Here is a 24,961-nt window from a genome sequence, read left to right as displayed (position 1 = left end):
CGCCTGTCGGTGATATGTTGCAGAGTGCTGCAGATTCACCCGCCAGATCAAACCCATGTCACACACGCTCTCCAGCATTCCGCCCTACGTCTTCTACGAACTCGACGCCCGTCGCGCGAAGTACCGTGCCGCGGGAAAGACGCTCATCGATGTCGGCATCGGCAGCCCCGATGGTCCGATACCGGCAGTCGTCGTCGAGACCATGCAGCGTGTGGCGGCTGATCGGGCGCTCAGTGGGTATCCGCACTTTCAGTCACATCCCGAGTTCGCCGCGGCGGTGACCGGATATCTCGCAACCCGTTTTGGTGTGACGATCGATCCTGCGCGTGAACTGCTGGCATTGGCGGGGTCGAAGGAAGGCATCGCGGAACTCGTCCTCGCCCACACCGGGCCGGGGGATGTGGTGCTGGTGCCCGAGGTGTACTACCCGGTGTATACGCGCTCCACGCTGCTGGCGGGCGCGGAACCGGTGTTCGTGCCCTTTCTGCCCGATGGACGGCTCGATCTCGATGCCATCACCGCGGATCAGGCCCGTCGGGCGCGGGTGATGATCATCAACTATCCCGGCAACCCCACCACGGTATCGGTGTCGCTCGACGAACTGGCGCGGTATGTGGCCTTCGCCGAGGCGCACGATGTGCTGTTGCTGAGTGATCTCGCGTACAGCGAGCTGTCGTTCGATGGGTATGTGGTGCCGAGTGTCCTGCAGGTGCCGGGCGCCTCACGCGTGGCGGTGGAAACCCACACCTGCAGCAAGAGCTTCAACATGGCGGGGGTGCGTGTGGCTTTCATGGCCGGCAATGCGGCGGCCATTGCCCGACTCGATGCCTATCGCTCGAACATCGGCTACGGCGTGTCCACCATGGCGCAACTCGCCGGAGCCACCGCCTTTTTGCATGCCGCGGAACTGGTGCCTCCCATCGTGGCGGAGTACCGTGCGCGCCGTGACTGCCTGGTGGCCGCGCTGCGAACTGGTGGATGGGAGGTCACGCCGCCCGCGTCGACGATGTACCTGTGGCTCGATGTGCCGGCCGGATTCGGCGACTGGGAGTGGGTGGACGCACTAATGGCGGGCCCGGGGGTGGTGGTGACGCCGGGATTGGCATTCGGCGACGCGGGGAAGGGGAAGTTCCGGGTGTCGCTCGTGCAGACGTCGGAGAAGCTGCTGCAGGCAGCCGACGGCATTCTGACGGTGGGGCGGTAGGCAGCGGGCAGGGAGGCCCCGGACACCAGGATTGCCTCTCAATCGGCTATCTTTCGACATGGCCTCACGGATGTGGGGCACGCCGGAGACGCGCGACGGTCTCCGGTGAACTTCCGACGAATGCTCCAGCGCCTCTGTGTCCGACGACGCCCAGCTCTCCGAGTCCGTTCCCGTAACGCCCGCGCTCCCCGATCGCGCCGATGCCCCCGTCTCCGAGATCACCGAACGCTTTCTGCGCGCGGTGATCACCGAGATCCCGCTGGATTGCATCGAGGAGTTGCACCTGTTCTCGCCGTTGCGGCAGGGAACGCTCGAAACCGGGATTGCCGTGCTGGCGGCACGCTCGACGGTGTCCGAAGCGCAGGCCGACGGCGATCCGGAGGTCGAGCCCGAGCTGCCATTCGAAGCGGAGGCGGCCGGCGACGTGAATGTGGAGGCGGAGGCCGACACCGACGCGAGCCTGAATCCGGATGCGGATTCGGATCTGGTCATCGACCACGTCGCCGATGCGACGGGTGTGCCGGACGCCGTTGCCGACGTCGAAGAGACGAGTGGTGATGCAGCGGATGAGAACCTCGTCGACGATGCCTCCGACGATGTTCTCGACGAAACCGTCATCGCAGCCGAGGCCGACAGCGCGGCCCTGGACACTCCGCCGGAGCGACCCGAGCGTCACACGGTGTACACGGCCCGCTATCGCTACATCATCAAGGGGCCCGAGCGCGGCAAGTGGGAGTCCAGTGTGAAGGCCGAAGCCGACGCGCCGCTCGTCACGGTGGAAACGGTCGTGCGTGGTGTGCAGCGTCGCGCGGGTGAGGAGTCCGAGATCGTGCGCTATTCCGCGGCGCAGATCGCGCGCGCCCTGCGGGTCACCCTGGGGTAACCCGCGACGTGAGCGAGACCGGACCCGGACACCCGACGAGTGACGCGGACGCCGCGGCCATCGAGGCCGACCGTCGGGCGTTCCGTGCATTCCTGCGTGACCACAATCTGCCGGCCACGTCGCAGCGCCTCGCCATTGCCGACGCGGTGTTGAGTACCGACCGACACCTCTCGGCCGAGGAGGTGGCCGCCGAACTCCGGCTTGCCGGTGCCAGTGCCGGTACGGCCACGGTGTATCGCACGCTGGAAGTGCTTGTGCGCAGCGGGTTGGTGGTGGAGCGCGATTTCGGCGAAGGGTTCAAACGCTACGAAGCAGCGCGTGGGGTTCCCAATCATGAACACCTCATCTGCTCGGTATGCGGCAAGGTCACCGAGTTCCGCGATGAACGTCTCGAGCGCATGACGACGGTGCTGGCGGAAGCGCACGACTATTCACGGCAGCGTCACCGCCTCGTGATTCACGGTCTCTGCGGAAGCTGTCGACGGGGCAATAGCCGATAGCGGCTGCCCCATTTCCTCGTTGCTCACCGTCGACTCATCATCTTTCGCGGATTCTCCATCGTGGCTCCTGAATCACTCACTGTTCTCGTTGCGTTCACCGCGGGCCTGCTCAGTTTCCTGAGTCCCTGCGTGCTGCCGCTGGTACCCTCCTATGTCACGTTCATCACGGGCATGGGACTCGACGATGTTTCGCGCGCGCGCCGTACGGCGCTGCTGCACGCGACACTCTTTGTGCTGGGCTTCTCGTTCATCTTCATCGCACTCGGCGCGGGGGCGAGCGCCTTCGGGCAGTTGTTGCGCGAATACCGGGTGTGGATCGCGCGTGTCGGCGGTGTGCTCATGGTCCTCATGGGACTCTGGATGCTCGATGTGCTGCGTTTCGGCGCGCTGCAGCAGGAGCGCCGCGTTCATCTGAGCGACAAACCCATTGGTTATCTGGGCACGGTGCTCGTGGGCATCGCGTTCGGTGCGGGATGGACACCATGCCTCGGCCCGACGCTGGGAGCGATTCTGCTGCTTGCCGCCAACGAAACGGAGCTGACGAAGGGGATCACCCTGCTGTCGTTCTACTCGCTGGGGCTCGCCGTGCCGTTTCTGCTCAGCGCGCTCGCGCTCGAACGATTCCTGGGCTTCTTCCAGAAGTTCCGCCACAATCTGGGCCGGGTGAATCGCATCGCCGGCATCCTGCTGGTGATCGTCGGTGTGCTGATGTTCACCGGATGGTTCGAGCGACTCGCCGCGTTCCTGCAGCCGCTGACACCGGCGTTCCTCGTCGAGCGGCTGTAAACGCCGGGCACGGCCATCGCCGGCGTGTCGCCGGTCCTGCAACCCGGGCTACGCGGCTTCGATGGCGTCGAGCAGTTGCTGACGCTGCCAGAGTGCCGCGTAGCGTCCACCCAGTTCGAGCAGCAGATCGTGCGTTCCCTGCTCCACGATGGCGCCATCCTCGAGCACGATGATGTGATCGGCTTCCCGCACGGCGCTCACGCGGTGTGACGTGATGAGCGCCGTGCGACCGTGCAGTGCACTGCGTAGCGCGTGCAGGATGGCCGCTTCGGTGTGCGTGTCCACGGCCGACAGCGCGTCGTCGAGCAGTACGATGCCGGGCTGACGGGCCAGCGCGCGCGCCAGGGCGGTGCGTTGTTTCTGTCCGCCCGACAGGTTGATGCCGCGTTCACCCAGTCGTGTGTCGTAGGCATCGGGGAGCGCGGTGATCGTGTCGCGCAGCTGGGCGATCTCCGCTGCTTCGTCGAGGCGCGCCGGTGAGGCGTCCGGTGCACCATAGGCGATGTTCTCGCCGACGGTCTCGCTGAACAGCAGCGCTTCCTGCGGTACATACCCGATGGCCGCGCGCAGTGTGGTGAGCGACAGCAGCTGTGTGTCCACACCGTCCACCAGAATCTGTCCCCGCTGCGGATCGAAGAGGCGGGGTACGAGATCCATCAAGGCACTCTTCCCCGAACCGGTGGCGCCCACGATCGCCAGCGTGCCGCCGGCCGGAATGCTGAAACTGATGTCGCGCAGCACCCAGCGGGGCTCCACCTCGTTCCGATCGCGCGCGGGGTAATGGAACCACACGTCGCGGAATTCGATGCGGTGTCCGCGCGTGGTTTCCTGACCACGATCGTGCACCATGTCCGGGGTGGCGTCGAGCAGTTCCAGGACGCGTGTCATCGACGCGGCACCGCGCTGAAAGAGATTGGTCGTCCACCCCAGCGCGATCAGCGGCCAGGTGAGCATCGCGAGATAGATGCCGAACGCCACGAAGCCTCCCACCGTGATCCGGTCGGCGATCAGCAGCCGTCCGCCCACGCCGATCGTCACGGCCGTCCCCAGTCCCGCGAGCAGCGCGAAGCCCGGATTCATCAGGCCATTGAGCTGCGCCAGACGGACGTTGGCGGTCAGGTAATCGTTGCCCAGCGCGCCATATCGGGCGATCTCGGGCTCTTCCTGACGATATGCGCGCACCACGCGTACGCCGGAGAGATTCTCCTGCGCCCGGCTGCTCAGGAGGCTGAACTGCCCCTGCACGGCTTCGAATCGATCGTGCACCCGTTTGCCGAGCCGCAGCATGAGGATCGGCAATCCCAGCATGGGCAGCAGAGCCGCGCCGGTCAGCAGAGGACTGATGCGCACCATCATGACCAGCGCAAACAGCCCGCCGAACACGGTGTTGGCGAAATACATGACCGCGGGACCGGCGGCCATGCGCACGGCGCTCAGATCGTTGGTCAGGCGGGCCATCAGATCGCCCGTGCGCCACCGCCCGAACCACGCCGCATCCAGGGCGGTCAGCCGGGCGAAGACGTCGCGTCGCAGATCGGTCTCGATTCGCCGGCTGAGGCCGTTCAACAGGAGCCGCATGACGAACCGCAGGGCCCCGCTCCCCACGGCCGTGATGAGCATCACAATTCCGAGGGTGACCACCTCACTGAGGTGACTTCCGTCACGGATCGCGTCGATGCCCCGCTGCAAGAATGACGGGACGAGGGTGGCTAGGGCGGCCGCCGCCACCACGGCACCGAGCCCCACCGCAACCTGGAGCCGGTAGGGGTGGTAATAGGGGAGGAGCCTCCGGAGCGTGTTACGCGCTGGCATCCTCGCCGAACTCTGGTTAATTCCGGTCATCCGCGAGGCGCGACCGCTCCGGTTTCCGAAGCGTCTCCGAAAGCCGGGGTCCGCGAGCCGGCCACGCGGCGTCCGGGATCAACGGCCATACACACAGAACGATCCTTCAGAACGATCCTTTCCACCGGGAGTTCTCATCATGGGTGAATATACGCGTACGTTCCGCCGGACTGGCTCGGCGGTGCTCCTGTCCACGCTGGCGCTGGCCGCTCTCGCGGCATGCGGCGGCGACAAGACCGATTCTGCCGCGCTGAGCAGTGACACGGCCCTGGGCCGCGATCTGGCCATGGCGCAGCGGGACAGCGTCCAGCCGCAGCTGCAGGACGTGCCGGCTCCGGAGCCGGTGACGCCAGCTCCGGCCGCTCCGGCCCCCAACCGGCCGGCCACGCGCCCGTCCACGCCGAAGCCGGCGCCCAGCAAGCCGAGCACGAGCACGCCGGCCCCGGCACCTGCTACGCCCGCACCGGCCGCGCCAGCGGCACCGGTGGAGGGCACGGTCGCCGCGGGTACGTCGCTCAAGTTCGTGGCCAACAGCAAGGTGTGCAGCAACACCGTGGCCGCCGGCGACAAGTTCACCGGCGCGCTGACCGAGTCGGTGCAGGCATCCAACGGCGTGACCATCCCGGAAGGCGCGACGGCCACGTTCGAAGTCACGGAAGCCAAGACGGCCAAGAATTCCAACGATCAGACCTACCTGCGTGTGCGCCTCGTGAGCGTGCAGTACGGCGGGCGTACCTATCCGCTCGAAGCCACGGTGCAGACGGCGAGCACCGAGCGCGTGCGCAGCGCGTCGAAGGGCACGGATGCCAAGAAGGTGGCCGGCGGTGCCATCCTCGGCGCCATCGCGGGTCAGGTGATCGGCAAGAACACCAAGGGAACGGTGATCGGTGCGGCGGCTGGTGCGGCGGCCGGTACGGCAGCGGCGGCGGCCACGGCCGACTTCGATACCTGCCTGGGTAGCGGCGCTGCCATCAGTGCCACGCTCGACGCCCCGGTGACGGTGCGCCCCGTACCGGCGCCGTAACGAACACGAGCACGCGTCAGCACGAGAACAGGGCGTTTCCGAACTCGTAGCGCGACACGGCAGCACATAGCGAAAAACACAACGGGGTGTCTGTCCATCGCGACAGGCACCCCGTTGCCGCTCCAATCGTACGCCAGTACAATGCTCGTGTCGGAAAAGGCAGACTTGGTCTGGTAAGCCCAAGTCCTTTCGGTAACGAAAGCTCTGGTCTTTGGCCTCGTGCACGGGATCCCCACGACGAACAACGGACGCCATGCGTCCCTTCGTTCGTCGGCGTGGATTCCCGGCTCGGGGAACGCTCCGGTGGAACGATCGCATCGACCCCACACCGGAGCCATTCATGCACCACCCGCATTCCCATTCTTCGCTGTACGACGTCGTCATTGCCGGAGCCGGTCCTGTCGGCCTGTTCCTGGCGCGCGAACTGCGCCTCGCGGGCGTTTCCGTTCTGGTACTGGAGCAATCCGCCACGCCGCATTCGCCGCTCAAGCGACTCCCTTTCGGTTTGCGCGGACTCTGGGGACCGAGCATCGAGGCGTTCTACCGCCGCGGACTGCTGGAGCAGATTGCCTCGTCATCGCGCGGTGACGGTCAACCCAGACCCGCATCGGCGGCGTCGGGGGCAGAGCGTCGTGGGCCCGCCGGTCACTTCGCGGGCATCCAGTTCGACTACGCCAACATCGACGTGTCGCGGTGGACGTACCGTCTGCCCGGTCCCGCGGACGCGCAACAGGGCGTCGAGATGGAACACCTCGAGCACGTGCTGGCTGCACATGCGCTGTCCCTGGGTGTCGAAATCCGGCGTGGCCATGGCGTGGAAGATTTCGAGGCGACGGACGATGACGTCGTCGTCCATGCCGGCGAACGACATCTGCGTGCACGTTGGCTGGTGGGTTGCGACGGAGGTCGCAGCACGGTGCGCAAGCAGGGCGGCTTCGGGTTCGTGGGCACGGAACCCGAATTCACGGGATACTCCGTGCAGGTCGACATGGCCGACCCTTCGATGCTTCCGCTCGGCCGTCACTACACATCGGCCGGGATGTACACGCAGTGGCAACCGGGCACGATCGCCATCGCCGATTTTGATGGAGGTGCATTCCATCGCACGGATGCACTGACGCGCGAGCACGTGCAGGAGGTCTTGCGTCGTGTGTCGGCCGTGGACGTGACGGTCGACGCATTGCAGGTCGCCTCGACCTGGACCGACCGCTCGAAACAGGCCACGACCTATCGCAGAGGACGTGTGCTGCTGGCCGGCGATGCGGCGCACATTCATTCGCCGTTGGGTGGACAGGGCCTGAACCTCGGCATTGGAGACGCGATGAATCTCGGATGGAAGCTCGCCGCGACCATTCGCGGTGATGCACCCGAGGGCTTGCTCGACAGCTATACCGCCGAACGACATCCGATCGGCGCGCGCGTCCTCGACTGGACGCGGGCGCAGGTCGCATTGATGCGACCGGATGCGCGTGCGTTGCAGGCCGTCGTTCGCGACCTCATCGACACGCGCGACGGTGCGACATACTTCGCCGAACGGGTGTGGGGCGTTTCGTTGCGCTACGATCTTGGCGGTGAGCACCCGTTGGTGGGCCGCAGTTGTCCGGACTTCGAGTTCGAGGACGGCACGCGGCTTGGCGTGCTGCTTCACAAAGGCATTGGTGTGCTGCTCGACTTCGATGACCATCCAGGGCTTCGAACGATAGGCCACCGTCTGGGAAACACGGTCGAATACGCGAAGCGCAAAGCAAAGGACCGGCTGGGGCTACACGCGGTATTGGTCCGGCCCGATGGTGTCGTGGCGTGGGCCAGCGACGATGAGCCGGACGTCGGCGAAGTCGTTCAAGCCCTCTCGCGGTGGCTTTCCCCCGACGTGATTGCGGGAGTGCGTTGAAGCCCGGCGTCGCCACCCGTCCTAAGTATTCCAGACGGGTGGCGACGTGTCATCCGTGCTCCGGACGTCTCAATAGCCCACCGCACCACCACTGCGCCGCGGTTCGGGCTGACCTTCCCAGCCGCCCTTCACGCGCATGATGGCGTTCACGTTCACGAGACTGCGGACTTCCCGCATGCCGTACCCCATCGCCCGCAATGAATCGAGCACCCCCGCGCGGATGCCGCCCGCTTCGAACGTGAGCGAGTCGGGCAGCCCCTGGTGATGCACACGCGGCGCGCGCATGGCATCGGCGAGTGTCATGTGATTGTCGATGACGTTGAGAATCACCTGACTGGTCCCGGTGATGATGGTCGGACCGCCTGCGGCGCCCACCACCAGCAGCACCCGCTTCGCCGGGTCGAGTACGATGGTGGGTGACATCGCGCTCAGCATGCGCTTGCCGGGCTGGATGGCGTTCTGTTCACCCTGCACGAGTCCGAACATGTTCGGCTTGCCCGGTTGTGCGGCAAAGTCGTCCATCTCGTCGTTGAGCATGAAACCCGCACCGCGCACCCACACACCCGATCCCCACGAGTTGTTGAGCGTGGTGGTCGTGGCCACGGCGTTGCCGGACGCGTCCACCACCGAGTAGTGCGTGGTGTGCTGCGGTTCACGTTCCGGCGTGAGCAGTAGCGGCTCCAGCTCCTTCGTGCGCGAGGCTGCGGTGCCGATGGTTGCCTTGAGTTTCTGCGCGTAGCTCTTGCTGGTGAGCTCCTCGATGGGAACCTTCACGAAGGCCGGATCGCCGAGCTTCGCGTTGCGATCGATGAAGGCGCGCTGATACGCGCTGCCCAGCAGGTGGAAGTATTCGGTGCTGCCATAGGGCGGCAACGACGGATACTGCTCGAGGATGTTGAGCGCCTCCGCCACGACGATGCCACCCGACGAAGACGGGGGCATGGAGAGCAGCGTGTAGTCGCGATACGTGGTGTTGAGCGCGTCACGCCAGACGGCTTCGTAGCGCCCGAGATCTTCCCGTGTCATGATGCCGTCGCCACGCTGTATCTCGGCCACGAGTGAATCGGCCACCCAACCGCGATAGAACCCCGCGGCGCCCGAATCGGCGATGGCCTGCAGCGTACGCGCGAGCTCCGGCTGCACCAGACGGGCACCCGCGGCGAGCGGCTGACCGCCCGGAAAGTACGGCGTCTCGTGGTGCGAATACTGCGTCACCGACTTCTGCGCGCGCGCGATCGAGCCGGCGAGCGCGGAATCGACGACAAATCCCTCCTGGGCGAGACGGATGGCCGGCGCCATGACTCGGGACAGTGGCATCGTGCCGTACTTCCCGAGCAATTGGGTGAGCCCCGCCACCGCACCGGGCACGCCCGACGCGAGATGCCCGTAGACGCTCTTGTCGGTGAGATTGCCCTTCGCATCGAGATACATGTCGCGCGTCGCGGCGAGCGGGGCGATCTCACGATAATCGATCGCGGCGGTGCGGCCGTCGGCCATGTGAATGACCGTGTAGCCGCCTCCGCCGATATTGCCCGCTTCCGGCCAGGCGACGGTGAGGGCGAAACCCAGCGCCACCGCCGCGTCCACCGCGTTGCCACCGGCCTTGAGAATTTCCACCGCGGCTTCACTGGCGGCCGGGCTGTTGCTCACGGCCATGGCCTTGGACGCCGTGGCGGTGGGCTGTGCGCCCGATGGCAGTCGCCACCCCTCGGGGAACGTCGCGGCGACACGCGCGGGAATGGCAGGCGCGTTCCCGTCGGCGTTCGGGGTGCATGCGCCAGCGAGTAGGGCCAGCGCGACCAGACCGGTCGATCGACGCGAAAGCTCCGAAACGAGTGAAGCGATCATCGGGGAGGGAAGGAGGGAGGAGAGGCGTACGGCGAACCCGCGTGACGTGATCCACGTTCGTGGATCGCCATATTGGGAAGCCTACAGCGCGAAGCGCAGCGATGCCCGGGTGTTGCGCACCCGCCAGGTGCGGCCGGTGCCCTCGGGCCGGTCGGCCTTGGCGTGCCAGCCCATGCCGAAGTCCTGCACCAGCGTGATGGCAAACCCCGGAGACAGCGTATAGCCGAACCCGACACCCAGCGTGCCACCCAGGTCGGTTTGCATCCGCTTGGTGCCGACGGCCTCACGTGTCGCCTTCACGCGCAGATTGCGGAAGGCCGTCACGCCGCCCTGGGCTTCGAAGAACGTGTGAAAGCCCGGTCCACCGCCGCTGCGGAACTGCGCCATCGCGGTGTACAGTTCGGTTTCGGCGGCACAGCCGGTCGTGCATCCGGGAGTGCCGGCGCTCACGCCATCAGGGGCACCGATCGCGAGGTCGTTCAACGGCACGAGCGTCACATCCACGCGGCCGTACGACGCGGCCACGCCGATCGTGGTGAACTCGTCCGTGGATTTCTCGATGGTGGCACGCATCTGCCAGAGCGGATCACTGCCGAACTGCCAGCGCGACTGGGTGGCGCCATCGGCGATATCGCCCAGTACCGTTGCCGCCGCACCGCCCGAGAACCACCACGGGCTGCTCTGGCGCTGTACCGGGCGACCGCGAATCTGCGCCGCCAGCGGGACGGCACCGGAGAGCCATGCGAGGGCCAGCGCGATGCATGCATACAGACGAATGCCGGTGCGGCTGCGCCTCCGCGCGTCGTGTCCGACCTCTCGCTGTGCGCCGCCGCCCGCTTCGCGCATTCCGGGTTGCCTCCGAGACAAGTTGAGTCCTAGTTTTCGATCTGCAGTCAACTTACCGCCCGTGTTCCGCAGGGGACACCCACGGCCTGGCCCGTGTGCGGACTGTCCCCAATCAGGTCATCGTGAACACCCCCACGCTCGATCCCCGCGTCACGGAACGGCGCAATCCCCGCACGGTCGACATCGACCTCGCTTCGCCGCTCGCGATCGTCGATCTGATCAATGCCGAGGATCGTCTGGTGGCGGAGGCGGTTGCTTCTCAACGGGAAGCCATTGCCGCGACCATCACCCACATCGAACGCGCCTTCCGCGCCGGCCGCCGTCTGTTCTACATCGGTGCCGGCACGTCGGGACGCCTCGGCGTGCTCGACGCGAGCGAATGTCCGCCCACGTTCGGCACCGATCCCGACATGGTGATCGGCCTCATCGCCGGCGGTGACCGGGCGCTGCGTACGCCCATCGAAGGCGCCGAGGACGATCCGGCGGGCGGTGCCGCGGAGATGGACGCCCACGAGATCGCGGACGGGGATGTCGTCGTGGGCATCGCGGCCTCCGGTACCACACCGTACGTGCGCGGCGCGCTGGTGCGTGCGCGGGAGCGAGGAGCGATCACTGCACTCATCGCCTGCTCCGAACCGCCGCCGGCCATGCGGGACGCGGCCGATGTGTGTATCCTGCCCATCGTCGGTCCCGAGGTGCTCACCGGGTCCACGCGTCTCAAAGCCGGCACGGCCACCAAGCTGGTGTGCAACATGCTCACCACCGGCGCGATGATCCGTATCGGCAAGAGTTATGGCAACCTCATGGTCGATCTGCGGGCCACCAACGCGAAGCTGCAGGATCGCTCCGAGCGCATCGTCATCGAGGTCACCGGTCTCCCGCGTGAAGAAGCCCGCGCACTGCTCGTGGCCGCCGATGGACGGGTGAAGCGTGCGCTCGTGATGCATGCGCTGGGCGTGGATGCGGCCACGGCCGATGCCCGGCTCGCCGAGAAGGGGGGGGTGATCCGCCGCGTGGTGCCGAACGCACCGCCGCCGGTGAGCGAGCGCGCATCGTGACGCCGCACGCGCCGGACAACGGCGCGATTCTCGTCGGACTCATGTCGGGCACCTCGCTCGACGGGATCAGTGCGGCCGTCGTGCGTTTCCACGATGCCGATGGTCGGGTGCACGCCGAGCTGCTGCATCATGCCCAACACCCGTACGACGCGACGGCACGCGAACGGTTGCTCGCGGCCATGCACGGCGGCTCCGCGCGCGACTATTGCCGGTTGGCGGTCGATCTGGGAAACTGGCTCGGTGATGCCGCGTCTGCCGCGATGCAGGGCGCTGGAGTGCGTGCCGCCGACGTCGGCGCCATCGCATCGCATGGACAGACGTTGTGGCACGAACCCGGACACAGCACCTGGCAGATCGGCGATGCCGCGCGCATCGCGGAACGCACGGGCTGTGCGGTGATCGACAATTTCCGCACGCGCGACATGGCCGTGGGCGGGCAGGGCGCGCCGTTGGTGCCGATGGCCGATCTGCTGCTCTTCTCGCATCCCACCGCGTGGCGTGCCCTGCAGAACATCGGCGGGATCGGCAACGTGACCATCGTGCCGCCCGTTGGCAGCACCGACACGATCGCGCTCGACGACGCCCGGGTGCGGGCGTTCGATACGGGTCCCGGTGTGGTGATCATCGATGGGGTGACACAACGGCTCTTCGGACAACCGTACGATCGTGATGGCGCCATCGCGGGCACGGGACGCATTCTCGAACAGATTCTGCGGGAACTGCTCGACCTGCCCTATCTCCACGAGCCGCCGCCCAAGAGCACCGGCCGGGAATTGTTCACGCCCGCGTTCATCGACGAATTCGTGGCGCGATGCACGGCGGCCGGTGGCACACCGGCCGATGTCGTGGCAACGGCGTGTGCCTTCACCGCGGCCACCATCGGCGCGCAGTACACCAGCTGGATTCCCGAGGCGCCGCAGGATGTGGTGCTGTCGGGTGGCGGTGCGAAGAATCCCTTCCTGGTACGTTGTATCGAAGGCGCTTTCATGTGGCACGGCGAACGCTTCGGGCGGCCGGTACCCACGGTGCGTCTCTTCGACGATCTCTTTTTCGATGCCGAGGCCAAAGAGGCGGTGGCTTTCGCCCTGCTCGGCTATCTCCATCTCACGGGTCGCGCCGGCAATGTGCCGGCCGCGACCGGAGCGCGTGCACCGCGCGTGCTTGGTGCACTCACTCCTGCAGCCCCGGGGTTGATGTCATGAGCGAACAGTCGCGCCGCGACCTCGCACAACTGTTGTTGCCGGTCATTCGCTGGACCCCCGATCGGGGATTCGCCGACGCCCGTCCGCTCATCGAGCAGGCGCTCGCTCTCGGTGTCGGCGGTTTTCAACTCGTGGGCGGTGAGCAGGACGGCGTGCGTGCGCTGGCCAAGGAGTTGCAGCTCAAGTCGCGGCATCCGCTGCTCATTGCGGCGGAGCTGGAACGTGGTGCCGGCCAGCAGTTCGCGGGCGCCACGGGTCTGCCGCCGCTCGCGGCCATCACTGCGCTCGGGGATATCGAATCCCTGCGCCGCGCGGCACGACTCACCGCGCGCGAAGCCCGCACGATGGGGGTGAACTGGAATCTCGCGCCCGTGTGCGATCTCGACATGCTGACGGAGAATCCGCTCATCGGCACGCGTGCGCTGGGCAACGATGCACGCAAGGTCGGACAGCTCGTCACCGCGTGGATCGAAGCCTGTCAGGCGGAAGGCGTGCTGGCGTGTGCGAAACATTTTCCCGGCATCGCCCGGCTCACCACCGATCCACATCGTGAACTGCCAACCGTGGATACGCCGGCCGATCAGCTCAAGGAGCTCGATCTGCATCCGTTCCGGGCCGCCATCGGCGGCGGTGTGGCCAGTGTGATGACGGCGCACGTGGCCTATCCCGCGCTCGACTCCAGTCGTGAACCGGCCACGCTGTCACGCGAGATGCTGCAGTGGCTGCTGCGTCAGCAGCTCAAGTTCGACAATCTGCTCGTCTCCGATGCGCTCACGTTGCCGGCGCTCACGGCCACGCGCACCCCCGCCGAGGCGGCGGTGCTGGCGCTCCGGGCCGGATGTGATGTGCTGCTCGATCCGGGGGACATCGTGACCGCGCTGGACGCCCTCGAGAAGGCGCTGGACGACGGCACACTCGATCCGGAGCGTGTGCGGCATTCAGTGCGCCGACGTCTCAAGTGGGCGCAGTGGGCCTCGCCGCCGAACGATTGGCGTCGACCGAGTGGCGCCGACACCGCGTGGGGCGCATTGCTGGCCGACAAGGTGTTGCGCTTCGAACACGGTCCCATTCCGCCCATGGGCGGGGTGACCGAAATGGCCATCGTCGATGACGACGACGATGTGCATGGTCGTCGCGCCGATCGCACCGGTATCGTGGACGCGATGCGACTGGCCGGGAACGATGCCCGCATCGTGAGCACGCCCACGCCGGCAAGCGGCGGTCCGTTCGTGATCGCGCTGTTTGCCGACTATCTGCCCGGCAAGGGACGCCACACCCTGCGCGACGATACGATCGCCGCCGTGAAAACACTCATCGAGCAGGCCGAGGCTCTGCAGCGCAGCGTCGTCCTGGTGGGGCTTGGCGATCCGCGCTGGGTCACGCAACTCGGCATGACTCATCCCACCATTCTCGCCTGGAGCGGAGACCGTGTAATGCAGCAGGCGGCGGGGCGGGGGTTGCTGAAGGGGAAGCGGTAGGGCCCCAAAACCCACAACTGCTCGGCGGCTTCAGCCGCCGAGCAGCTGCCACGCCGTCCAGGCCAGCGCGACCACCGCAACCACCGCCAGCATCGCATAGATCGGCTGCACGGCACGTTTCCGGTCTTCCAGCGCGGGCTGCACACCTCCCACCAGTCCGGGAGCCGAAGACGACGGCGTCGTGGGGCGCGCGGCTTCTTCGGTCACCGGGAGTACGGGCGTCGGTGTCCCGAAGCGCGGGGTGGGATCGCTCTTGATGGCCGGCGGCGCCGCAGCCGGTGTCGGCATTTCCCGCGTGTGGTCATTGAGCGTTCCCGCCAGAGGAAACGCGTTGTAGCCGAAGTGGTCGTGCGGCACCAGGGATTCGAGTCCGTCACCATCGAAGCGTGCCACGACCACCGTGATGTTGTCCGGACCGCCACGCTGATTCGCCCGGTCCACCAGCGTCTTGCAGATGACGCGCACATCAGGCTCGTCATGCGCGGCGGCCGCAATCTCCTCGGCACGCACCAATCCCGAGAGGCCATCGCTGCACAACACCAGCACATCGCCGCGGCGTAGCTGCTGGTGCGTGAGATCGACCGTGACATGGGCCTCGGGGCCGAGGGCCTGGAGGATGATGTTCCGGCGATCGCTGACTTCCGCTTCTTCGGGCGTCAGTTCCCCCGCCTCGACCAGACGCTGCATGAGCGACTGATCCTTGGTGAGCTGGCGGGCCTGGCCGTCGCGCACGAGATAGGCGCGGCTGTCCCCCACCTGCACCACGTAGACCTGATCGCCGAGCAGTCCGGCAATGGTGGCCGTCGTCCCCATGCCGCGATGTTCCGGATTCTCGCGGGCATGCTGATGGATGCGACTGTTGGCCCCGATGGTGGCATCGCGCAGCGATTCCGTGAAATGCTCGACCGAAGGGCGCGCCGGAGTCCACAGGCCGCGCATGGCCTCGAGCACCAGGGAACCCGCCATGCTGCTCGCGAGTTCGCCGGACGCCGCGCCGCCCATGCCGTCGGCCACGAGAAACAGCAGCCCATGTGCATCGGCGGTGATCTCGTGGTACCCGATGGAGAAATCCAGCGGCGCGCCGGCCTCGAGGTCGGCGACGAGATAGGTGTCCTCATTGTGTTCCCGCGAGCGCCCCACGTCGGAGAGCGCGAACACACGGGCAATCACCCGACGGTCATCGGGCGATGGCAGGGACTCGGAGTTCGAAGCGGGAACGGTCACAGCATCATAGATCGGGCCGGCACGAGCGAGGGGGCTGAATGCCCCTACGAACGGGAACGCCGGAGGTTGCACCGGCGGCGCGTCCGGCGGAAGGCCTTGAAGAGGTCTCCGGCCCGGCGGCGGGTCCGAATGAGCTCACGCTCATGTCCGGAAGACGGCTCCCACGTGGCCCGCGTTTCGACATCGGAGCAGATTCCAGCGATGCGGAATCGAGTCTCTTCCCTGACAGTCATTGCGGGACGCTCATCCATTCCCCGATGGACGGCTCTCCGATGGATGGCGGGCTCGGCGGATACGCCGATCCCTTCGGCCGCCATGGCCCCGGCCCTGCTGGTCACCCTGCTGACCACGGCCTGTGGTGGTCCGCAGCCTGCGCCCGTTGCGGCGTCTCCCGTCCCGGCGCGAGCACCGGCCGTCGCCGCGATGGCCGCCCCGACTGCCTCGGCCGTGGTGGCCGGGCTGCCACCGGTACCGATCGTACGCGATGCCCCGCTGGCCATCGCCGTGCGCTACCCCTCGGACAATCAGGTCCTCACCAGTCGCGATTCCAACTTCGTGCTCGGCGCGATCGGATCGGGGGACGCCGCGCTCACGGTGAACGGCGTGTCGGTGCCCGTCGCACCCAACGGGGCGTTCCTGGCCTGGCTGCCCATGCCGTCGGCTGCGATGGCCCGGTACGATCTCGTGGCCGTGCGTGGCGTGGACACCGTGCGCAAGACGGTGCGGGTGCGCCTGCCGGTGCGCACCCCGCTGCCGGCCACCGGGCGTCTGCGCGTGGACAGCGCCTCGCTCACGCCGGCGCGTGGATGGTGGATGCGCGCCGACGATGTCGTGCGCGTGAGCATTCGTGCGCCGCGCAATGCCCGCGTCACGGTCATGGGGCGCGACCGGGTTCGTCGGCCGCTCGTGACGGGAGCCGGAACGGTTGTGGCGACAGACTCCGAAGCGGGTGATGCGGCCGCGGTGTTCGCCACCGACCTCGCGGTGTCGTTGCTCGCCGACAGTGCGCGGCCCGCCAGGTTGTTCGTCACGCGTGGCGAAGGACGCGATCGGGACAGCGTCATGCTCACCATTCCGTTCGTGCGGGCGCTGCCGGCGTCCGCCCGTTTGCTCGGCGCATTGCGCAGCACGAACACCGTGGGCAGCGACACCGATCGCGTGGTGAACGCGCGCACGATCGTGGGTGGCACCTACAAGTGGCTGCTGCTGCCGGGCACGGTGCTGCAGGTGACCGGTCGACAGCAGGGATTCACGCGTGTGCAGCTCGACAACACGCTCGATGTCTGGGTCGACTCCAACGATCTCGTGTTGTTGCCCGAAGGCACCGCGTTGCCGCGTCGGGTCACGGGCGGACTGCGGGTGACGCCCGCCGCCGAATGGGCGGATCTGTCCATCGGCATGAGCGAACGGCCCGCGCATCTCGTGGAGGCCGCGGGACACACCATCACGCTCACGTTGTATGGCGTGCAGGCCAATCCCGAGATCTCACCCATCTTCGGCAACGACACGCTCATCCGGCGCATTGGGTGGGAGCAGGTGACGAATGACCGGGTGCGGGTCACGCTCACCCTGTCGCAACCCGCCTATGGCTGGCTCGCGTTGTGGGACGACGAACGTCGGGCGTTCGTGCTGCGTGTGCGGCGTCCCCCGGTCATCGATCGCAACAACCCGCTCCGCGGCATCACCATCGCCGTCGATCCCGGTCATCCGCCGGTGGGTGCCACCGGTCCGACGGGGCTCTACGAAGGCGACGCGGTTTTTCCGGTGGGCATGAAACTCGTGGACATGCTGAAAGCGCGTGGGGCGAACGCGTTCAGTACACGAAACAGCCTCGCCGCCGTGGGGCTCACCGAGCGTGGCGTGATATCCCGGCGGGCCAACGCGCACCTGTTCATTTCCATTCATCTCAACGCGTTGCCCGATGGCGTGAATCCGTTCACGAACAACGGCACGAGCACGCTGTTCTTCCACAATGCGAGCGAACCGCTGGCGCGTTTTGCGCAGGAAGAACTCATGCGACGTTTCGGACTGCGCGACCTCGGCGTGCACTATCAGAATCTTGCCGTGGCCAGACCGACCTGGTATCCGAGCGCCCTCGCGGAAGGACTCTTTCTCATGCTGCCCGAGCAGGAGGCGGCCATGCGGGACGAAGGCTTCCAGCAGAAGTACGCCGAGGCGCTGCTGGTGGGCGTCGAACGCTACCTGCGCTGGCTGGGCGAGGGAGGCCGGTGATCGGTCGGCTGCGACGATGGGGCATGGCTGCGCTGCTGTCCGGCATGTTTGGCCTGTTCGGCAGCGCGGCACTGATGCCATGCGTCGCGCGTGCACAGAGCGATCCGCGTGGACCGGTCCGCACCATCGTGACGCCACATCTGCGCGTGCACTATCAGGCCGCCCTCGATTCCCTCGCCCGACAGGTGGCAGTCATCGGAGAGCGGGCGTGGGCACAGCTCGCCACCGAACTGGCCGAACCGGCCGGCCCCGTCGATCTGCTGCTCACCGACAACGTCGACGCGAGCAATGGCCTGGCACAGGTGTTCCCCACCAATCGGGTGACCATCTTTGCCGCGCCGCCGGTGGGAATGCGCGAGCTGCGTTTTCACGATGAATGGCTGCCGCTCGTGGTCACGCATGAACTGGCTCACGTCTTTCACATCGACCGTGCGCGTGGTCTCTGGCGCGCGGGGCGCTGGGTGTTCGGACGCAATCCGTTGTTCTTTCCCAATGCCTTCACGCCAAGCTGGGTGAAGGAAGGGCTGGCGGTGCACTACGAAAGCAAGTTCACCGGCAGCGGGCGTATCGTGGCCACGGAGTTTCCCGCCTACGTGCGCGCGGCCGTGCAGGACAGCACCTGGTGGCCGCCTTCACGCTGGAGTCTCGCCACGTCGCGCTTTCCGAGAGGACAGGCGGCGTACGCGTATGGCAGTATGCTGATGCATCATGGTGCCACGCAGCGGGTCGATGGCATGCGTGCTTTCGTCGATGCTACGGCGTCGTATCCGCTGCCGTTCCTGCTCTCGCGCGCCTCGCGCATCGGATTCGGTGCGTCCTTCGACGCGATGTACGGGGTATTGCGCGATTCTATCGCAGCCCACATGCCCGATCGGACCGGCGACACCGCCTGGACCATCGTGAGTACCGAGGGCTGGTACGCCGAGTCACCGCGCTGGCTGGGGAACGATTCGCTGATGTGGAGCGCGGCGACCGGCCGTGAAGTCACCGGCATGTATGTCGCGGCCGCGGAGCGTGACGCGCGCGCCATGCGCCGGGCGCGGCGCAACAGCCTCGATGTGAATGTGCCTTCCGACAGCGAGGTGGTCTTTGCGCAGACCGAACGCCGCGATCCGTATGTCACCCGCAGCGATCTGTATCGGCAGGAAAGCCCTGCGGGTGCCGAATCCGCGCTGACGCATGGTGCTCGGCTCGTCATGCCCGATGTGCGCGGGGATGGAGTCATCGTGGCCGTGCAGATCGAAGCCAATGTCAGTCGGTTGGTGCGCGTATCGGCAGACGGCAACATCCGGATGCTCACCGGTGTCCGTTCCGATGAGCGGTGGGCGGAACCCCGCTGGTCACCCGATGGCACGCACATCGTGGCCGTGCAACTGCTGCCCACCGGTGAGCAGCGCATCGTGGTGCTCGACAGCCTCGGCGTGTTGCGTGCCGCCGTGGCCGGCGCCCGCGCGGTGTTCGAGAGTCCGTCGTTCACACCCGATGGAAAACGTCTCGTGTGGGCCAGCGATCGCAGTGGACGCATGCAACTGGAGACCACTGCATTCGATGCGACCTCCACGAATGCGCACGTGGATACGCTGCGTTGGCGCGACGAGCGCGCCGAGGTGACGCAGGCCAGCCATGTCAGCACGGCCGTGTACGAGCCCAGTGTGTCGCCTGATGGGAAGCGTGTGGCCGCGCTGTTCTTCCGCGCCGATGGCAATCATGTGGCGTATGCGACGCTCGATACCACCGGACCGATGGCGCGGGCCGCCTGGTATCCGGTGCGCAACACGGTCACGCCGCCGCCGGTGCCCGATTCCGCTCGCCTCGTACAGCAATCATCGCGTCCGTATCGCGCCTGGAGGCAGTTGATCCCCCGCTACTGGCTGCCGCAGGTGGGCGAAGGACGTGACGGACGCATGACCATCGGCGCGAGCAGTAGTGCCGTGGATATTCTGGGTCGTCATGCCTGGAGCGCATCGATGCTCGTGCAGCCTGGGTATCGCGAAACCGACGGACACATCGCCTATCGTTTCGCTGGACTGGGCGTACCGGTGTTCGACGTGACCGCATCGCAGGAATGGGATGGGTCATTCCGTTCCACCACGTCCACCGGAGCGACGCTGGGGCTCGTGGCGCGCCGCCGCCGGTTCGTCACGATGACGTCCACCTGGTCGGTGCCGCGCATTCGCTGGAGCGTGTCCACCACGCTGGGCGCGCAATACGAGCTGCGGGATTTCACGGCCGATGTCGACTCCGCGCTGGGACCGGCCAACTCCACATTGCGCAGCGGTACGCGATATCCGTCGTTGTTCATGAACGGCAGTTTCTCCACGGCCCGACTCGCCACACGTGCGGTGTCGGTCGAAGAAGGCATCACGTTGTCGCACAGCACGGGCTATCGATGGCGCGAAGACGATCCGTCCACCGGCTCGTGGCGCACCATCATCAACGGACGGGGGTTCGTGCCCCTGCCGTTGCCGGGATATGCCCGGCATGTGCTCGCTCTGCGTACCACGGCGGGCATTGCCGACAACAAGAGTGCCACCGAGTTCAGCGTGGGCGGTGTGAGTGGCGTGAGTGCGGAACTCGTGCCCGGTGTCGTGATCGGTGATCCTGCGCGCTCCTTTCCGCTGCGTGGGGTGGCACCCGGTGTGCAGCGCGGTATCCGGGCACTTGGCGGCAGCGCGGAATATCGTGCGCCGCTGATGATGTTCAGTCGGGTACCGAGTCCGTTCACGGTGTATGCCGACCGGATGTCGCTGGCGGTGTTCAGTGACGCCGCGCGTGCGTGGTGCCCGTCGTCGCTGGCCGCGACGGTCACGCCGGTGTGCAATCGCATCGGCGAGCGCGATGGCTGGATCGCGTCGGCGGGCGCGGAGCTCGTGCTCGACGTGGCCGTGCAGTACGACACCCCGTATCGCGTGCGTATCGGCGCGGCGGCTCCGTATGTGGCGCCGGTCGGGGTGAAACGTGGCGGTGCATTCTACGTCACGCTGGGCGGGTACTTCTGAAACGTTCGACCTGATAGCCTGATAGAGAGACGATATGGCGACCCCTTTCATTCACGAGACGGCCGTCGTGCTGGGCGATGTGCGCCTGGCCGAGGATACGAGTGTGTGGCCCACGGCGGTGATCCGGGGTGACGTGGAGCAGATCACGATCGGTGCACGCAGCAACGTGCAGGATGGCGCGGTGATTCATGCCGATCCCGGCAAGCCGACCATCGTGGGCGAGGACTGTGTGATCGGACATCGCGCGGTGGTGCACGGCACGATCCTGGAAGACCGCGTGCTGGTGGGGATGGGCGCGGTGCTGCTCAACGGCGTTCGGGTGGGCACGGGGAGCATCATTGCCGCCGGCGCGGTGCTGACCGAAGGCACGCAGGTCCCGCCGGGATCGCTGGTGGTGGGGATACCGGGGAAAGTGGTGCGTACGCTCGACGTGTCGCAGCAGCAACGGATTCCCGAAAACGCGGCCCGGTATGTGGAATTGGCGCAGCACCATCTTGCCGGACGTGTGCCGCGGGTGAAGAGCGAATGACCGGATGACGTGACAGCAGGCAACTGCCGTCATCCTGTGTGAGAGCAGGCAAGTTGGCATGCCGGCTCGTGAAAGTTGTCACAAGTGGCCCTTTTGACTCATGGCGGCTTGGTGCGCCCTTGGTGCAGGGACCTGGTTTGCCTCCTATCCCGTAAGACATTGGTACTCATGAGTTTGTAGCATCGTATCTGTTGTGTCACCGTCGATGACGACTGTGATCACATCACAATTTCCAATGGCCGGGCTCGCCTGCGCAACACAAACCTGCGCGCGGTGGACAACTCCACTGCTCTCGCAGGTACGTGATATGGTAAATGCAAGTGACGGTTGGGTAAGGCGTTAACTTGCGACTTGCGCGGCCTCACGAATGGAGGCACCATACGCGCCCGCTCGGCCCCCCGCCCGATAGTCCGGGGACGCACCCGGACCGACGCCAGCGACCGTCACCGCCCCACGCCAAAACAGCAGGAGTTCTGTCGAATGCCCTTCTCCGCGACGCCCCCGGAAGGCCTGGTCACGTTGTCCGCGAACGCGCGCACCGTTCTGGAAAAGCGCTACCTCGTCAAGGACAAGGCCGGCAAGCCGGTGGAAAAGCCGGAGGACATGTTCTGGCGTGTCGCCACGGTCGTGGCCGAGGCCGACCGTCGCTACGGCGCCTCGGATGGCGCGGTGCAGGCCATCGCCGAGGAATTCTACTTCCTCATGACGCAGCGTCGGTTCGAGCCCAACTCGCCCACGCTCATGAATGCCGGCCGTCCCCTCGGGCAGCTCTCGGCCTGCTTCGTGCTGCCGGTCGATGATGCGCTCAGCAACGGACAGAGCGGCATCTACGACACGCTGCGCAGCATGGCGCTCATCCATCAGAGCGGCGGTGGGACGGGCTTCTCGTTCTCGCGGCTGCGTTCGCGCGGCAGCATGGTGCGCTCGACCACTGGCGTGGCGTCGGGCCCCGTGTCGTTCATGCAGCTCTACGATGCGAGCACGGACGCGGTGAAGCAGGGCGGTACGCGGCGTGGCGCGAACATGGGCATCCTGCGCGTCGATCATCCCGACGTGATGGAATTCATCACGTGCAAGGAAGACCTGACCAAGATCACCAACTTCAACATCTCGGTCGGCATCACCACGAAGTTCATGGAGGCCGTGAAGGCCGACACGGACTACGATCTCGTCGATCCCGTCTCGCAGAAGGTCACCGGCCAGCTCCGGGCGCGCGACGTATGGGACAAGATGATCCTCGGCGCGTGGCGCACCGGCGAGCCCGGCGTGTTCTTCATCGACGAAGCCAACCGCTACAACCCGGTGCCGCACCTCGGCAGCTACGAAGCCACCAACCCGTGTGGTGAACAGCCGCTGCTGCCGTACGACGTGTGCAACCTCGGTTCCATCAACGTCGGTCACTACGTCAGCAATGGCGTGGTGGACTGGGAAGCGATGCGCCGCGACATCGCGCTCAGCACGCACTTCCTCGACAACATCATCGACGTCAACAAGTACCCGCTCCCCGAGATCGACGCGCTCTCCAAGCGCATCCGTCGTATCGGCCTGGGTGTGATGGGTTTTGCCGACATGCTCGTGCGGCTCGGTATTCCGTACGACAGCCCGGAAGGCGTGGAGATGGGCCGCAAGGTCATGGAGTTCCTCGACGTCGAAGGCAAGAAGGAGAGCGAGCGTCTGGCGCGTGAGCGTGGTGCGTTCCCCGAGTGGGCGCAGTCCATCTGGGGCCCTGACGAAACGTGTGCGCGTGACGCCAACGGCCAGCGCATCCGTCCCATGCAGTTGCTGCGCAATTGCAACGTCACCACCGTGGCGCCCACCGGCACCATCTCCATCATCGCCGGTTGCTCGTCGGGTCTCGAGCCGCTCTTTGCCGTGGCCTTCATGCGCAATCAGGCCGGCGTGATGATGCCCGATGTGAACGAAGACTTCGTGGCCATTGCCAAGGCCGAAGGCTGGTACAGCGACGAGCTCATGGAGCGCATCGCGAAGACCGGCAGCGTGCAGCATGCCGAGGTGCCGGCCAAGTGGCAGGCGGTGTTCAACACGGCGAACAACATCTCGCCCGAGTACCACATCCGCATGCAGGCCGCGTATCAGCAGCACTGCGACTCGGCCATCTCCAAGACCACCAATTTCGGATTTGCCGCCACGGTGGACGACGTGCGCGCCATCTACGAGATGGCGTACGACATGAAGTGCAAGGGCGTGACGGTGTACCGTGACGGCTCGCGTGACAACCAGGTGCTCAGCACCGGCGCCACGCAGGATGCCGCGGCCAAGCGGGAAGACGCCAAGGCCGCGGTGAGCGGTGAAGCGCCCAAGGCCGATGCGAAAGCGGAGGTTGCGCTCAAGCGTGAGATCGGCGAGTTGCAGGGCACCATTGCCGAACTGCAGAACGAACTCGATCGCACGCGCAAGCAGCTGTTCAGCGCGGAAGCCGAGAACGCCAGCCGTCGTGGCAAGCGCGCGCGTCCCGACGTCATGCGCGGCACCACCATCCGCAAGGAAACCCCGCTCGGCACGATGTTCGTGAACATCACCGAAGACGAGAAGGGGCAACCGTTCGAAGTGTTCCTCAGCCTCGGCAAGGCCGGCGGCAGCGCCATGGCCGACGCCGAAGCCATCGGCCGGTTGGTGTCACTCGCGCTGCGTTCCGGTATCTCCGTGCAGGAGATCCACCGTCAGTTGCGTGGCATCTCGAGCGACCGGGCCGTGGGCCTCGGCCCCAACAAGGTGCTTTCTATGCCCGACGCCATCGGCATCGCGCTGGAGACGTGGCTGCGCGAGAAGCAGGGTGTGCAGCAGGACCTGCTGAACGGTGGCGCCGCATCGGTGGTTTCGGGCCCGGTGAATTCGTTGCAGCCGCCGGTGCCCACGCCGGCCGCTGGTGTGCCCATCACGCGTCCGCCGCATGCGGCCGAGCAGGTGCAGCCGCAGATCGAGTTCGGCGGCGTGGGTGGTGAAGTGTTCATGGGCACGTGCCCGGACTGCGGCAGCCAGCTCGAGTTTGCCGAAGGTTGCGTGAAGTGCCACGTGTGCGGGTTCAGTGAGTGTGGGTGAGAGCGCGCTGAGTCTGTGAGGGCGTCGCCCGCCGCCATAACTGTCGCGTTCCGCCACCATAATTGTCGCGATCTCCGCCATCATAACTGTCGCGACGCGGTAAGTGTATAAACAGCAAAGGGATGCAGTCATCGGACTTGCATCCCTTTGCGCATTATTTCGTCCCTGTCGGTGTAGCGACTTCGTAGTTTGTCCCTAAAACTGTGCGTCGTGCTTGTTGTCCGCCGTCATAACTGTCGCGTCCGGGCGCCACAAGTTCGCATCTGCCATCTTCACGCGGTGCGCGGTTCGGAAAGACGACCGTCGAATCTGCTACTCGTCGGACGCGTCGCCCGCGCACCAACGCGAAATCCCC

Annotated in this window: 17 protein-coding genes; 13 read left to right on the top strand and 4 right to left on the bottom strand. The window is 66.3% G+C overall.

Features of this window, described 5'->3' with window-relative positions; translation table 11 throughout:
• Positions 1-55 precede the first annotated feature (55 nt).
• The 4 genes from WG208_RS11920 (at position 56) to WG208_RS11905 (ending at position 3,373) form a co-directional block, all read left to right on the top strand.
• Entirely contained in the window at positions 56-1,204 is a 1,149-nt protein-coding gene (locus WG208_RS11920; RefSeq protein ID WP_337171587.1) for an aminotransferase class I/II-fold pyridoxal phosphate-dependent enzyme, read from the top strand.
• A 136-nt stretch (positions 1,205-1,340) separates the two neighbouring features.
• On the top strand, positions 1,341-2,087 hold the full coding sequence (locus WG208_RS11915; RefSeq protein WP_337171586.1) for a hypothetical protein: 747 nt from the start codon (positions 1,341-1,343) through the stop codon (positions 2,085-2,087).
• An 8-nt stretch (positions 2,088-2,095) separates the two neighbouring features.
• On the top strand, positions 2,096-2,587 hold the full coding sequence (locus tag WG208_RS11910; protein ID WP_337171585.1) for a transcriptional repressor: 492 nt from the start codon (positions 2,096-2,098) through the stop codon (positions 2,585-2,587).
• 60 nt (positions 2,588-2,647) lie between these two features.
• A complete protein-coding gene (locus tag WG208_RS11905) occupies positions 2,648-3,373 on the top strand; it encodes a cytochrome c biogenesis protein CcdA (RefSeq protein WP_337171584.1) in 726 nt (241 codons plus the stop codon).
• Between the two features lie 48 nt (positions 3,374-3,421).
• Here the strand turns inward: WG208_RS11905 and WG208_RS11900 are convergent, their stop codons facing one another.
• Positions 3,422-5,185: an ABC transporter ATP-binding protein gene (locus WG208_RS11900; RefSeq protein WP_337171583.1), complete on the bottom strand. Its 1,764-nt coding sequence runs from the start codon at positions 5,183-5,185 to the stop codon at positions 3,422-3,424.
• A gap of 169 nt (positions 5,186-5,354) precedes the next feature.
• Here WG208_RS11900 and WG208_RS11895 point away from each other — a divergent pair, with 169 nt between their 5' ends.
• Both WG208_RS11895 and WG208_RS11890 read left to right on the top strand, forming a co-directional pair.
• Positions 5,355-6,239, top strand: a complete 885-nt coding sequence (locus WG208_RS11895) for a hypothetical protein (RefSeq protein ID WP_337171582.1) — start codon at positions 5,355-5,357, stop codon at positions 6,237-6,239.
• A 340-nt stretch (positions 6,240-6,579) separates the two neighbouring features.
• Complete coding sequence (locus tag WG208_RS11890; RefSeq protein ID WP_337171581.1) at positions 6,580-8,130, top strand: FAD-dependent monooxygenase; 1,551 nt, start codon at positions 6,580-6,582, stop codon at positions 8,128-8,130.
• Between the two features lie 69 nt (positions 8,131-8,199).
• On the opposite strand, the gene ggt is transcribed toward WG208_RS11890, so the two are convergent.
• Together ggt and WG208_RS11880 are read right to left on the bottom strand one after the other, a co-directional pair.
• Complete coding sequence (ggt, locus tag WG208_RS11885; protein WP_337171580.1) at positions 8,200-9,978, bottom strand: gamma-glutamyltransferase; 1,779 nt, start codon at positions 9,976-9,978, stop codon at positions 8,200-8,202.
• Between the two features lie 81 nt (positions 9,979-10,059).
• Positions 10,060-10,824, bottom strand: a complete 765-nt coding sequence (locus tag WG208_RS11880) for a hypothetical protein (protein WP_337171579.1) — start codon at positions 10,822-10,824, stop codon at positions 10,060-10,062.
• 122 nt (positions 10,825-10,946) lie between these two features.
• On the opposite strand from WG208_RS11880, the gene murQ reads away from it, so the two are divergent.
• Genes murQ through WG208_RS11865 form a run of 3 tightly spaced genes read left to right on the top strand, consistent with a single transcriptional unit; the run spans position 10,947 to position 14,562 of the window.
• A complete protein-coding gene (gene murQ, locus WG208_RS11875; RefSeq protein ID WP_337171578.1) occupies positions 10,947-11,882 on the top strand; it encodes an N-acetylmuramic acid 6-phosphate etherase in 936 nt (311 codons plus the stop codon).
• Positions 11,879-13,084 carry an anhydro-N-acetylmuramic acid kinase gene (locus WG208_RS11870; protein WP_337171577.1) on the top strand — a complete coding sequence of 402 codons (1,206 nt, stop codon included), beginning with the start codon at positions 11,879-11,881 and terminating at the stop codon, positions 13,082-13,084. The genes murQ and WG208_RS11870 overlap by 4 nt, the downstream gene beginning before the upstream one ends.
• Positions 13,081-14,562 carry a glycoside hydrolase family 3 N-terminal domain-containing protein gene (locus tag WG208_RS11865; protein ID WP_337171576.1) on the top strand — a complete coding sequence of 494 codons (1,482 nt, stop codon included), beginning with the start codon at positions 13,081-13,083 and terminating at the stop codon, positions 14,560-14,562. The genes WG208_RS11870 and WG208_RS11865 overlap by 4 nt, the downstream gene beginning before the upstream one ends.
• A 30-nt stretch (positions 14,563-14,592) precedes the next feature.
• Here WG208_RS11865 and WG208_RS11860 read toward each other — a convergent pair whose 3' ends face one another.
• A complete protein-coding gene (locus WG208_RS11860; RefSeq protein ID WP_337171575.1) occupies positions 14,593-15,786 on the bottom strand; it encodes a PP2C family serine/threonine-protein phosphatase in 1,194 nt (397 codons plus the stop codon).
• A 315-nt stretch (positions 15,787-16,101) separates the two neighbouring features.
• On the opposite strand from WG208_RS11860, the gene WG208_RS11855 reads away from it, so the two are divergent.
• The 4 genes from WG208_RS11855 to WG208_RS11840 all read left to right on the top strand — a co-directional run bounded on the left by WG208_RS11855 (position 16,102) and on the right by WG208_RS11840 (position 24,606).
• The gene (locus tag WG208_RS11855; protein WP_337171574.1) at positions 16,102-18,018 is read left to right on the top strand and encodes an N-acetylmuramoyl-L-alanine amidase; all 1,917 of its coding nucleotides are present in this window, start codon (positions 16,102-16,104) and stop codon (positions 18,016-18,018) included.
• A gap of 23 nt (positions 18,019-18,041) precedes the next feature.
• The gene (locus tag WG208_RS11850; protein WP_337171573.1) at positions 18,042-21,017 is read left to right on the top strand and encodes a hypothetical protein; all 2,976 of its coding nucleotides are present in this window, start codon (positions 18,042-18,044) and stop codon (positions 21,015-21,017) included.
• Between the two features lie 34 nt (positions 21,018-21,051).
• Complete coding sequence (locus WG208_RS11845) at positions 21,052-21,546, top strand: gamma carbonic anhydrase family protein (RefSeq protein WP_337171572.1); 495 nt, start codon at positions 21,052-21,054, stop codon at positions 21,544-21,546.
• Between the two features lie 480 nt (positions 21,547-22,026).
• A complete protein-coding gene (locus WG208_RS11840) occupies positions 22,027-24,606 on the top strand; it encodes a vitamin B12-dependent ribonucleotide reductase (protein WP_337171571.1) in 2,580 nt (859 codons plus the stop codon).
• Positions 24,607-24,961 lie beyond the last annotated feature (355 nt).

Source organism: Gemmatimonas aurantiaca, assembly GCF_037190085.1.
GTDB lineage: Bacteria > Gemmatimonadota > Gemmatimonadetes > Gemmatimonadales > Gemmatimonadaceae > Gemmatimonas > Gemmatimonas aurantiaca_A.
The sequence above is the reverse complement of the archived record's forward strand: the minus strand, read 5'-3'. Positions and strand labels throughout refer to the sequence as shown.